At 42.8% G+C, this 12,587-nt stretch carries 8 protein-coding genes; all 8 read right to left on the bottom strand.

Going from position 1 to position 12,587, the window contains the following annotated elements:
• Positions 1–2,716: accessory Sec-dependent serine-rich glycoprotein adhesin (locus HMPREF3002_RS04665; protein WP_141754490.1), on the bottom strand; the 2,716-nt coding region annotated here is incomplete at its 3' end.
• Between the two features lie 237 nt (positions 2,717–2,953).
• Positions 2,954–4,411: a glutamate--tRNA ligase gene (gene gltX, locus HMPREF3002_RS04660; RefSeq protein ID WP_049516302.1), complete on the bottom strand. Its 1,458-nt coding sequence runs from the start codon at positions 4,409–4,411 to the stop codon at positions 2,954–2,956.
• Between the two features lie 169 nt (positions 4,412–4,580).
• Positions 4,581–5,363: an alpha/beta hydrolase gene (locus HMPREF3002_RS04655; protein WP_070586761.1), complete on the bottom strand. Its 783-nt coding sequence runs from the start codon at positions 5,361–5,363 to the stop codon at positions 4,581–4,583.
• Positions 5,364–5,433: 70 nt separating this feature from the next.
• Positions 5,434–7,095, bottom strand: a complete 1,662-nt coding sequence (locus tag HMPREF3002_RS04650) for a ribonuclease J (RefSeq protein ID WP_003008950.1) — start codon at positions 7,093–7,095, stop codon at positions 5,434–5,436.
• A gap of 203 nt (positions 7,096–7,298) precedes the next feature.
• Entirely contained in the window at positions 7,299–7,841 is a 543-nt protein-coding gene (locus tag HMPREF3002_RS04645; RefSeq protein ID WP_049473337.1) for a hypothetical protein, read from the bottom strand.
• Between the two features lie 797 nt (positions 7,842–8,638).
• A complete protein-coding gene (locus HMPREF3002_RS04640) occupies positions 8,639–9,403 on the bottom strand; it encodes an ABC transporter ATP-binding protein (RefSeq protein WP_049474622.1) in 765 nt (254 codons plus the stop codon).
• Positions 9,400–10,266, bottom strand: coding sequence for an ABC transporter permease (locus HMPREF3002_RS04635; RefSeq protein ID WP_003008955.1), 867 nt, complete (start codon positions 10,264–10,266; stop codon positions 9,400–9,402). Before HMPREF3002_RS04635 ends, HMPREF3002_RS04640 begins: the two co-directional genes overlap by 4 nt.
• A 544-nt stretch (positions 10,267–10,810) precedes the next feature.
• A partial coding sequence (locus HMPREF3002_RS04625; protein WP_141754489.1) for an SspB-related isopeptide-forming adhesin occupies positions 10,811–12,587 on the bottom strand: 1,777 nt, incomplete at its 5' end.

Here is a 12,587-nt window from a genome sequence, read left to right as displayed (position 1 = left end):
ATGCTGATGCACTTGCAGATTCTTGTGCTGATGTTGATGCTGATTCAGAAAGTGACTCTGAAATAGATTGTGAAGCTGATTCAGTATTCGATTGAGATTGTGACTTAGATGGTGCTTCTGACTCTGATTGTGATACAGATTGTGACTTAGAAACAGCCTCTGACTGTGACACAGATTGTGACTTAGACACAGCCTGTGATTGTGATACAGATTGTGATTTAGATACCACTTCAGACTCTGATTGTGACTTAGACACAGCCTCTGATTGTGATACAGATCGTGAGTTAGATACTACTTCTGATTCTGATTGTGATTTAGAGTTAGATACTACTTCTGACTCTGATACAGATTGTGAGTTAGATACTACTTCGGATTCTGATGCAGAGTTTGAGAATGATTGTGATTGAGATGCAGACTCAGAATCACCCATTTTCTCAAAGTAATAATTTACATCAGTTGATGGTTTAATCGCAGTTGGAATTGAGTAGTTGTTAGAGAATGATGTGTAACCCTTCAAATCAGAGTATACTTTACCATTTGGTGCTGTTGGATCATTCGCAACAGATCCTTCTGCTTGGATTTCTGGAACTTTACCAGCGATTACGTTGTAACTGTTGTTTCCAGCACCAGCAGGTGTCAATGAAGTACTTGGGGCACCTTTGAATGGACGTGGATAAGTGTGTAGAGTTCCGTCCATTTGTTTATAAGTATCTGTCTCAGTAGGAGACGACCAACCAGTAATAATGAGTGATTTACTTCCAGCAGTTTCGTTGACTTCAAGATAGTAATCACCATTTTTACTGTTTACTTTTGTAACTTTTGTCTCGTCAGCCTTCCACTCTTCACCAGCCTTATTAACTTTACTTGTGTAGATAAGTGTGTACTTCGATACATCTTCAGTACCAATATCAGATGTAGCAAAATTGTTCACTTGAGATGGATCAAGAGCGTAGAATTTCGTTACAGTCGAACCATTTGTATCCACGATTTCAGAAATACGTTTCACATAGTAGTGGTTGGCTCCACCTTGAAGTTCGACCAGTTTTTGACCGACAACACCCTTACCAAGGATACCAGATGTTTTTTGAGTAGAATCTGTTGTAGCAGCTACATGCTTGTAACCAGGGATATCACGGTTGTTTGAAGCTGTAAATTGTTGTCCTGCAAGACCTGTTTGTGTGTAGCTTGCAAGATCTGTTTCATTTCCAGTAGGTTTGTATAGTTGACCTGGAGTAGAGCTACCTTGGATAAGCTTATAGTGAGTTGTTTGATCAACTGTTGCATAAGGAACAGAAGTTTGAACGTTTTGTTTGTCTTCACCTTCATTACCAGGATAGTTAGTATCACGGATTTGAAGTGTTTCATACTCAAGCTTCGCATTTACCAATGAGAAGGTAACGTTTCCTGGATCAGTGCCGTTAGCACCTGTATAAGTCAAAGTGTTGGTTACATCAGAGTTGTTGTTTGTGATGTAGCTTGGAAGTGAGATGTTGCTTTCTCCCGCTTTGAGGGTACGAGTGTAGACTTCTGATCCATCAGATTTCTTCACGATACGCAAGTAAACATCTGGATTAGCTGAAAGACTACCAGTGATGGCAGAACGATCTACTGCAAGAGTAGCATAGTAATCAAAGTTTGTTTTCGCACCAGTAGAATGGTCTGTTTTAAGGAATTGCCATACACCGAAAGTGAAACGATCAGCGTTTGGATCCAAAGCATAGCCAGACTTGCTGAAGGCTGCATCCTCAATCGTTGCACCGTTCGCATCTGTAATAACTGGAACTGTCGTTCCATTAGTGCTTGTTGAGATTGGTGACAACTGAGCTGAAATTGCTGGAGCACCGTTTACTGTTGTGTTTCCAGTAAATCCTGCTGCAGTCAAGGTTGCCATCATGTCATCTACTGACTTGCTCAAACGTTCGCGTTGGTCTGCGTATGATTGAGCTGAAGCATTAGCGTTGATCAAGCTGTTGCTTGCTGTCAATTCTGTTTGAACTTTAGCGATAGCAGCTTCAAGTGCTGCTTTCTTTTCTGGAGCTGAAACAGTTGCTGAGTAGTCTCCTGCAATCTTGTTCAACAATGCTGCTTCTGAAGTGTTTTGTTCCAAAACAACTTTATCATCAGCTTTCGCTACTGTTGTAGTGCTTTCTACACTTGCTTCAGAGCCAGCTGCTACAGTTGATTCGCTTGAAGCTGCTGAAAGTTCTGCTGAACCTTGTTCGCTCAATGAAGCTGAGTGAGATACAGATACGCTTGTAGAGGTTGAAGCACTTGCAGATGCAGAAGCGCTAGCTGATTCTGTTGTTGACTCAGTTGTTGATTCTGTTGTTGATTCAGACTGAGATTCTGTTGTTGAAGTTGTACCAAGTACTGTACTTCCTTGTTCTACAAGAGCTTCACTTGAAAGCTCAGATGCAGTTGCAACATCTGATCCAATTTCATCAGCTTTAGCAGTGTTTGCTACTGTAGCTGCACCAAAAACAGCCCCAGCTGCTACAATCCCTTTGAGCAAGCCACGGCTTGTCATTTCTTTCACTGATACTGCGTCTTCACGCACTTCAGCTACAACAGTCTCTTCGACTTGACCGCGAATGACTTTCAAAAGACCAAAGTTAGAAGTCGCAGCACGCAACCAGTTTTTACCTGATTTGATCAATTTGAAACGAGTCACACGATCCGTTTCACGGAATTCACCGTTCGAACGTTTAAAAAACATTTCTGTCTCCTTATTACATTTTTTATTTCCCTTACATTATAGACTAATGTGTCGATTTTTGGAAGCAATTATCCTTAATTATTGCTATTTTTTTATAATTTTTGTTTTAGATAGTAATAAAATCGTTTTCAGTAGGATCAATTTGTCAAACCGGGGCAATTTTTTGAAAAAATCCTATAATGCTTTTACTTTAGAGGTAAAACAAAAAGCCCCATTTAATAGGGACTTTTCTGATAATTATCTGATTTTTTCCAACATACTTTCAATGTGTTGGATGGATTTTTCGCGTCCAAGTAAATAGATGGTATCTGGCAATTCAGGACCATGCATTTCACCTGAAACGGCAATACGGATTGGCATAAAGAGATTCTTCCCTTTGATCCCAGTTTCTTTTTGAACCGCTTTGATTTGTGGGAAGATATTTTCTGCCACAAACTCATCGTCTGACATGGCTTCCAATTTCGCTTTGAAGGCTTCAAGTACAGTCGGAACCGTTTCACCAGCCATGACCTCTTTTTCTGCATCTGTCAACTCTGGGAAGTCTGAGAAGAAAAGGTCTGTCAATGGAACGATTTCGTCCACCGACTTCATTTGTGGCTTGTAGAGTTCTACAAACTTCTCAGCCTTGTCTGTCAAACGACCTGCTTCTTCGAGGAATGGCTTGGCCATTTCAAAGATAGTCGCAAGATCCGCATTCTTGATATACTCATTGCTCATCCAGTCCATTTTCTTCTGGTCGAAAGCAGCTGGAGACTTGCTGAGACGATGTTCATCAAAGAGCTTGATGAGTTCTTCGCGAGAGAAGATTTCGTCTTCCCCACCAGGGTTCCAACCAAGAAGAGCGATGAAGTTAAAGACTGCTTCTGGAAGGTAGCCCTTCTTACGGTAATCTTCGATAAATTGAAGGGTGTTAGTGTCCCGTTTAGACAACTTCTTACCAGTTTCAGAATTGATGATCAAAGTCATGTGACCGAATTCTGGTGCTTCCCAACCAAGGGCTTCATAGACCATGAGCTGTTTTGGGGTGTTGGCAATGTGGTCGTCTCCACGGATAACGTGAGAGATTTGCATGTCGTGGTCATCGATCACAACGGCAAAGTTGTAAGTTGGGTAGCCATCTTTCTTCTGGATGACCCAATCCCCACCGATATTACCACCTTCAAACTCGATATCGCCTTTGACCATATCATGCCACTTGTAGATACCAGACTCATTCACTGCCAAACGAACCGTTGGAATCACACCCGCTGCTTCACGTTCTGCAACGTAAGCAGCTTTTTCTTCCTCGCTCATGCCAAGGTATTCGTTAATGTAACGAGGTGTTTCACCTGCCGCTTCTTGGCGTTCACGTTCAGCTGCCAACTCTTCTTCAGTAACGTAAGATTTGTAAGCTTTTCCTTCCGCCAAGAGTTGGTCGATGTATGTTTGATAGAGTTCCAAACGTTCTGATTGGCGGTAGTTTTCGTGCGTCTCAGGACTTTCATCCCAGTCCATGCCCAACCAACGCAGGTTTTCAAGCTGGGAACGCTCTCCGTCTTCGACATGACGTTTGCGGTCCGTATCTTCGATACGGATGATAAAGGTTCCACCATGGTGGCGCGCATACAAGTAGTTAAACAATGCTGTACGAGCATTTCCGATGTGTAGTAGCCCTGTTGGACTTGGTGCATAACGCACACGAATATCTTTTGCCATATTTCTCTCCTCTTATCTTGTTCGCTATTTCTAGCTCATTTTTCAATCGTTCCTATTATACCACAAAGAAAGCAGGACTGAAATGAATAAGTGGCCTTTCTAGCTTTTCTTCCTATATATAAAAAAAGCCAGAACAAATGCTCTGACTGATATCCAATCTATTTGTATCTTATTTTAGTCTTTCTTCTAATTCAAAGTCGATTGGTAGGGTTTGTAAAAAGTGCTCCAACTCACGTTCCCAGTAGAACCATTCGTGCTTACCCGGGCTGTGGGTATAGGTGACATCCAAACCTAACTTTTCTAATTCCTTGACTTCAAAATTATTGGCCTCATAAAGGAAATCCTGCTCCCCACACCAGATCCAGAGTTTGGTCTTCTTATCTGAAAACTTCTTGGCAGCAGTCTCTAGCGAATAGGGACTAGTTGTCCAATCCTCAATCTCTCCAAAGATCCCCTTCCAAAAAGCTGGTTGCTCCAAGTCATTGTTTTCAAAGTCCCGATCGTGGAAACTCAGAGCACCGGAAAAACTAGCCGCATGAGAGAAACGATTTGTCTTGAGGGCCAAGAGCATCGATCCATAGCCACCCATGGATAGGCCAGCAATAAAGGTCTTCTCCCGTTTCTTGGTCATATTAGGGAAGAAGCGAGAAAGAGTCTCTGGCAATTCCTCCGCAATGGCTGTGTAGTAGTTGTAGCCATACTGGGTATCTGTGTAAAAACCATTATTGGTATTAGGTAGGACCACGATCAGATTGGTATTGCGCAAAATGCGCTCCACATTGGTTCGCTTCAACCAAGAGTGGTGGTTGCCATTCATCCCGTGTAAGAGATAAAGGACTGGAATATCCGTATCCGCTGGATCTTCCACGCGCGATGCATCAGGATAAAGGACGGACACGCCCCACTCCATCTTCAAGGCTTCTGAATAATACTCAATCTGCATAACTGCCATTTGATTTCCTCTTTCTACTGTTAAAAACACTCGGCAAGCCTCTGGCTGCCAAGCGTTTCCATTTCTTCTATTATTTCACTTCCATCACGACTGGTAGGATGGCTGGACGGCGTTTAGTTTGTTCAAACAAGAACTTAGACAAGTTGTCGCGTACCAAACCTTTCAATTCCCCCCAGTCAAAGCTGTCTTGTGCCAAATAGTCTTCAACACTTTGGTTGACCAATTCGCAACTTTCACGAAGAATATCCCGACTCTTCTTGACATAGACAAAACCACGGGTGTGCACGCGCGCTTTGGAAATAATTTTCTTCTCTTTGCGATTCACGGTGAGCGCCACGATAAAGATCCCGTCTTCTGACAAGACCTTACGGTCACGAAGGACGATATTGCCCACATCACCAATGGCATTTCCATCGATCATGACATCTCCAGCTGAGACGCTACCAGCAGGGACGAAGTCCCCCTTTTCGTACTCCATCACAGTCCCGCGTTTTGGAATAAAGATATTTTCAGGCAAGATACCAACTTCCATCGCTACCCGCGCATGGGCATCCAATTCGCGGTATTCCCCTTGGATTGGGAAGAGATATTTAGGACGAAGAAGGTTGATCATCAACTGCAAGTCCCGTGCGTTTCCGTGACCAGACACGCGCAAGCTTGACGTGATCAATTTGACAATGCCACCTGCTTGGTAGATCATGTTTTCCACACGAGCCACCACAGCTTCTTTAGCAATCGATGGCGTTGTGACGACGTAGACCAAGTCCCCATCTTTGATTTCCACATAACGGTGACGGCCAATAGACATCTTGCGCAAACCATTGATCGGCTCACCCATCCGGCCTGTTTCCAAAATGATCAATTCATGATCCTCAAAACGGCTCATTTCTTTTGGCTTGATCAAGAGTTTTTCGTTGGCAAGAGACAATTTGTTCAAGCGAATAGCTGTGCGGACGATGTTTTCCACATCAAACCCTGTCAAGACCACTCGACGGCCAGTCTCAGCCGCAGCATCAAAGACCTGCTGGATCCGAGAAAGGTTGCTGGCTACCGCCGCTACGATGACACGACCATCCCAGTCTGCAATCGTATCTAAGATGGCATCGCCTACTTCTTGCTCACTGGCAACTTGAATGTTACTATCCGCATTGGCCGAGTCACTCAAGAGAGCAAGTACGCCTTCGCGTCCAATCTCGGCTAGGCGAGCAAAGTCTGTCGCGTATGACTCGCTGGCAGTTTGGTCAAATTTAAAGTCTCCTGTATAGACGATATTGCCCTCAGGAGTGCCAATCACAATCCCGATACTTTCAGGGATGGAGTGGGTTGTTTGAAAGAAAGACACGACGGCATCGCCAAAATCAATCTCAGAATTTTGATCAATAACATGGAAGTCGTTGAATTTCTTCACACTGTCATTGCTTTTCACAAAGAGTTTAGCCAACTCAATGGTCAATTCTGTCCCGAATACAGGGACTTTCGCTTCCGCCAAAAGATAAGGCAAGGCCCCAATGGCATCCGCATGACCGTGGGTCAAGAAAACACCCGCAATGCGGTCCTTGTTTTCAAATAGATAATCCATGTTGGGGATAACGACATCCACCCCAAGTTGCTCATTTTCTGGATACTTCAAACCTGCATCCAAGACAAAAATCGAATCGTTCACTTCGGCAACGTAGAGATTTTTCCCATTTTCTCGAACACCGCCAAGAGTGACTAATTTAATACTACTCACTGTTGTCTCCTTTAGTGTGATTATTTTAATACTTACGGTCCTTGGTCGCCCAAGTCGAATTACAGCTTTGCAAATACTTGCATATCCACTCTATTATACAATTTTTTTCTCTTTTTTTCAAAAAGCTTTCCACAGCAAAAAAGTCCTCTCATCTGAAGTAGATGAGAGGGCTTCTAGGCGCCTATTTTTAGGGGGAAAAGACCCTAAAGATGGTAATCTCCCCGTTTATTTTCAATGATCCGCATAGCTGCCTTGATCACATGAAACTTGCCTAACAATTCCTCTAAGCGCTTACTATTTCGCTCGCTCAATTGGCCGTTCTTGACCGCTTGGGACAGGCGATAAAAATCATCCAAGTCCTCCCCAATGTTTTCAAACAGCTCTTTGGCTTCCTTGAGTCGGTAGCGATTGACTAGGTGGTTCACATCTTTTTTGAAGGAAGCGACATTGTTTTCGTGAATGTCCGTATAGGCTTCCTCTTCTTCCTTAGATTCTTGGTAATTAACCGCCTTAAAGCAAGTGATGAACTCCCGACTTTTGATATTGCAGACAAAGATGACGCCATCACTGGCTACATAGGCTTCTGTGTTGGCGGGTTGAACCACATTACTATCATAAGGAGAGAGGGAGGAGAGGTGTTGGTTGATCCACTTATTCAAGTGCTGATCATCTACGCCAAAGCGCTCAAAAGCTCTTTGCCGAAAATGGTCCCGACAACTATATTCTTGCGCATACGACAATCCCATACTCTCACCTCCTCCTGAGTATTTTATAAAAATGGCCTCCAGTCTTACGGGACTAGAGGCCTGGTCTGCTTCACTGACTTGGTGCAATTAACCTTTTGGCTAACAAAACAATGTTTATGATGTTGATTTCATTTAATAGTATTTGTGTAAAATACCAGAGGTTTTCTTTGCTATCCTAAATCCAAATGATTAGTTTTCGACTGGACGCATCGAAGTTTGAAAACCTTTACAAAAAGCTTCTACCTACTATTTCCACGTTTTCTTATGTCTCCGGACAAACTAAGCAGGTTTGCCCGACCGTCCAACCGATCCGACACACACGACATGACTACTCTTTTACGATAAGAGCATGAACAGATATCAGCAAAACAGGCCTAAAACGAAGTAACCTAAATTTTAACTCGATAAGGCATTGGTATCAATCCCTTCTTTATCTTTCTAACTATATTATACTCAGCTACCTAAGTAATTGCAAGCGATTTCAGCTGAAACTAGTTCCAATTTTTATGCGGTTTTACAGATGATTTAAGAAAAAGAAAAGGGGCTGGGACAAAAGTCCTAGCCTCTCAATTGTTTTTGGATGTCGAGCAAGATGCAGTGGTTGAGTGGGCTCTAATACGCTGATTTCATCAGCTTTTACAGCCCTACTCAACTGTGCGGAGGTGGGACGATGAAATCGAATTCTAACGAATTACCGATTTCTGTCCCACTCTCTAGCATGTAGACAAACTACTTCTACATCAAACAACCTAAGTGATGTCGCTTCTGTCCTACTCCCATTTTTCGGGCTTTGTATCTTAGTCTTTCTCAAACAATTGATAGTAATCTGCGATGGTCATTTGGGCTTTTTCTTCTTGATTGAGGTCTTGGACGATGTGCCCGTCTTTCATGACGATCAAGCGATTTCCATATTTCAAAGCATCTTCCATATGGTGAGTGATCATAAGAGCTGTGAGGGCATCTTGTTTCACAAACTGATCCGTCAAGGTCATGAGGGCCTGACTGGTTTTTGGATCCAAGGCTGCAGTGTGTTCGTCTAGAAGCAAGAGTTCTGGACGTTTCAGTGTTGCCATCAACAGACTCAAAGCTTGGCGTTGCCCCCCTGATAGAAACTCAACGGCTGTATCGATATGATTTTCCAAGCCATTGCCAATCTTAGCAAGGACTGTTTGAAACTCTTCTTTATAGCTGGCCAAGTGACGCGGAATCAAACCACGTTTTTCTCCGCGAAACTTCGCTACCAAGAGGTTTTCCGCCACTGTCATGCGAGGCGCTGTGCCCATTTTAGGATCTTGAAAGACCCGCGATAGGTACTTGGCTCTCTTTTCAGGAGAATAGTTGGTTACATCTTCCCCCAAAATATAAATCTTTCCACTACTCACCGGAAGCGTCCCTGCAATGGTATTAAAGAGGGTTGATTTTCCAGCTCCATTGCCCCCCAAAATCGTGATAAAATCATGCTCTCGAATTTCCAAGGAAACATCATCCAGAATGACTTTTTCTTCGTTCATCCCATTGCTCACGGCTTTGGTTACATTTTTTAATTCTACAATTGCTGTCATTTACTGAGTTTCGCTCCTTTCATGATTTTTCCCTTAAAGGTTGGAATCATCAGGCAGATAGCCAAGATCAAGGCACTGAAGATTCGAATATAGCTGGTATTGATACCAAGCGCGATCACGGCCCAAATCAAAAATTGGTAGGCGATCGATCCGATCGCAATACTGAGCAAGCGCTCTGTCAAGGTGACATTTGAAAAGAGCACCTCTCCAATAATGAGACTAGCAAGCCCAATAACGATGACACCAATCCCACGTGAAGCATCCGCATAGCCTTCTTGCTGAGCCATCAGTGCACCAGAAAGAGCAATAATCCCATTTGAAATAACCAAGCCCATCAACTCCATCCGATCAGTGTTGATCCCAAAGCTCTTGGCCATATCTGGATTGTCCCCTGTCGCGATATAGGCTTGACCCAAGCGTGTATCCAAGAAGAAGATCAAACCAAGGATCACAAGCGTTACGAAAATCAAGCCAATCAGGATCTCATTGAACCCACTGGCAAAAGGAAGAAATTCCTGAATTTTTTTATAGCCCAGAAGTCCCAAATTAGCCCGCTGCATGACAAATAGAATGACCGAGTTACAAGACGTCATCACGAGGATCCCTGACAAGAGTGTCGGGATTCTTCCCTTTGTGTAGAGAAGACCCGTCGCAAGTCCTGCCAAGCATCCTGCTCCAATAGCAGCCAGCGTCGCAAGGAGTGGATTGACCCCTTTGGTAATCAAGGTCACCGCCACCGCTCCTCCAAGCGGGAAAGAACCTTCTGTTGTCATATCTGGAAAATCTAGAATTCGGAACGTCATAAAGATTCCTAACCCTAAAATGGCCCAAATCAAACCTTGTGAAACAATTGAATTAATCATAGTTTCTCCCTTCGATAATAGTAGTTTAATTGTATCACAAATATGGAGGAGAACCTATAGGAAATTCACAATATTTCTTGGATCACCAGCTTTTTAAAAATAAAACGGAACCCTCCTGATTATATGGAGCAGGAGGGTTCTATAAGCTTTTATAATTATGCAAAAAAGAAACCTGTGTTTGTTTCACAAGTCTGGTCTTACTAGGGTAACTGACGACAATAAGGGTGTGAAGTACTACCACTCCAAACCCTACTGTATCCCAATTCAAAGTGGATTCATTCCCCTTGTTGCCGGCAGTTTGAAAGATCAAATTGCTTTACTAGTATACTGTTTTCTCTACTTCAAGTCAATGGAATTTTACTGAAACTAGTAACCGAATGAAATGAATATATAGAATTTTACTGAAACTTTTTCATCACATTTATGCATGTTTTTCTAAGTTTCCAATACCAAACAAAGAGGCCTTGCTCTTTCGAGCAAAGCCTCTTCCTGTTGGATCTAAAATTGTCACCTCATCAACAAGTTTGTCGATGTCACCTCAATTTTAGTCTTCGCGTTTTTTGCGTTTTGCAAGTCCCGCAAGGCCAACCATACCAAGTGCAGCACCTAACAATGCAGCAGATGCTGATTGTTCTTCACCAGTTTCAGGAAGTGCTGGAGCTGGAGGAGTTGTTGGTGTTGGTGGTGTTGGTGGCGTTGGCGGTGTTGGTGGCGTTGGTGGTGTTGGCGGTGTTGTTGGTGGTGTTGGTGGTGTTGGTGGCGTTGTCGGCGGTGTTGTCGGTGGTGTATTCGGTGGTGTTGTTGGTGGTGTATTTGGCGGTGTTGTTGGCGGTGTTGTTGGCGGAATAACAGTGTTGTTAAACTCTGTATCTTCTGGCAACTGAGTAATAGCCGTCAATACTTTACCGTCTTTGTTAATCATAATACCCACAGTGGCAACCATCTTATCGTATTCGATGCTAGAATCTGTGCCACGGATTTCTTCTACATGGTAGAGGTGAGTTCCTTCTTCACCACGTTTGAACTCAAGATTTGAGAAGGTAATCTTACCAGCCGCATCATTCTTCACAGTTTCGATCACATTGCCTTTTTCGTCTTTCAGAACGAAGCTGAATTCACCAGCTTTCAATGTGCGTCCTTCCAATTTCTTAGTGAATTGGAATTGAACCTTAACTGGAATGTTGACTACACGTTTTTCAGTTGGTTTTTCTGGTTTTTCTACAGTCTTCTTAGTTGGATCGTATTGGTGTACGATTTGTGAAGCTGTATTTTCGATATCCACACCCTCTTGAGCAGATTGTTTAATTTCTGCAGGGATTTCAAACTTGTAGTAACGTCCGAAGGCCAACTTAGTTGTGTCGATCACTTGTGTATTTTCTGCATCGCCAAGTGACTTAGTCAAGTCCGCTTTAGAAGTTGCAGTAATTACACCATTTTCAACCTTGATATCAAACTTAGCTGTCACATCTTCTCCTGTTACAGAGTCGTATGCTTTAATATCAGCTCCGTTAACATTCAAGTTTGCACTGTCATATTTATCTGTTACACCTACAGATTGAATATTGTGTGCTTCAGTGAATTTAGTTGTATCCAACCATACTTGGTAGTATACTTTATCACCTTTCTTGAGTGTCTTCGTATTGATATTTTGAGCTTCGTTGTTATCAGTCTTATCAACGTAAGGGTTCGCATTTGTTTCCGCAACCTTATCCTTCAACTCTTTATCATCGTCGAGAAGTTTCACACCTGTAAGATCGAATTTAGATTCATTCAAGATGTATTTCTCTGGATTGAATTCTGGAGTTTCTGGAGGTGTTACACGGTTGTTGAACTCTTTATCCGCTGGATCTGTTACGTTAGTGATGAGAGCTTTCGCTGTTCCGTCATGTTTAACTTCTACAGTTACTACTGCTTTCATCGCATCATAAGTGACCGTTCCGTCAGTACCTTTGACTTCTTCAACTGTGAACTTGTGTTCGCCTACTTGTTCTTTCTTGAATTCAAGTTTAGAGAACTTAACGTTACCAGATGCATCGTTGCTTACAGTTTCAACAACTTTACCTTTTGAATCTTTCAATACGAAGCTGAATTCGTTGGCTTTCAACTCACGGCCTTCCAAACGTTTCGTGAATTTGAATTCTACTGATACTGGTACGCTGTTTACACGTTTTTCAGTTGGTTTGTTTGGTTTTTCAACTTTCTTAGTAGTTGGGTTGTAGTAGTTCACTACTTGAGCCGCAGTATTTTCAATGTCTACTCCGCCTTTAACGTCAGCTTTCACTGTAGCTGGGATATCAAACTTGTAGTAACGTCCGAATTCG

This window comes from Streptococcus sp. HMSC065E03 (assembly GCF_001815045.1).
Taxonomy (GTDB): domain Bacteria; phylum Bacillota; class Bacilli; order Lactobacillales; family Streptococcaceae; genus Streptococcus; species Streptococcus parasanguinis_AD.
The sequence above is the reverse complement of the archived record's forward strand: the minus strand, read 5'-3'. Positions and strand labels throughout refer to the sequence as shown.

Excerpts from the sequence above, each read along its gene's own strand:
- gltX (WP_049516302.1), bottom strand. The coding sequence starts at position 4,411 with ATGGCAAAAGATATTCGTGTGCGTTATGCACCAAGTCCAACAGGGCTA.
- HMPREF3002_RS04655 (WP_070586761.1), bottom strand. The coding sequence starts at position 5,363 with ATGGCAGTTATGCAGATTGAGTATTATTCAGAAGCCTTGAAGATGGAG.
- HMPREF3002_RS04645 (WP_049473337.1), bottom strand. The coding sequence starts at position 7,841 with ATGGGATTGTCGTATGCGCAAGAATATAGTTGTCGGGACCATTTTCGG.
- HMPREF3002_RS04640 (WP_049474622.1), bottom strand. The coding sequence starts at position 9,403 with ATGACAGCAATTGTAGAATTAAAAAATGTAACCAAAGCCGTGAGCAAT.
- HMPREF3002_RS04635 (WP_003008955.1), bottom strand. The coding sequence starts at position 10,266 with ATGATTAATTCAATTGTTTCACAAGGTTTGATTTGGGCCATTTTAGGG.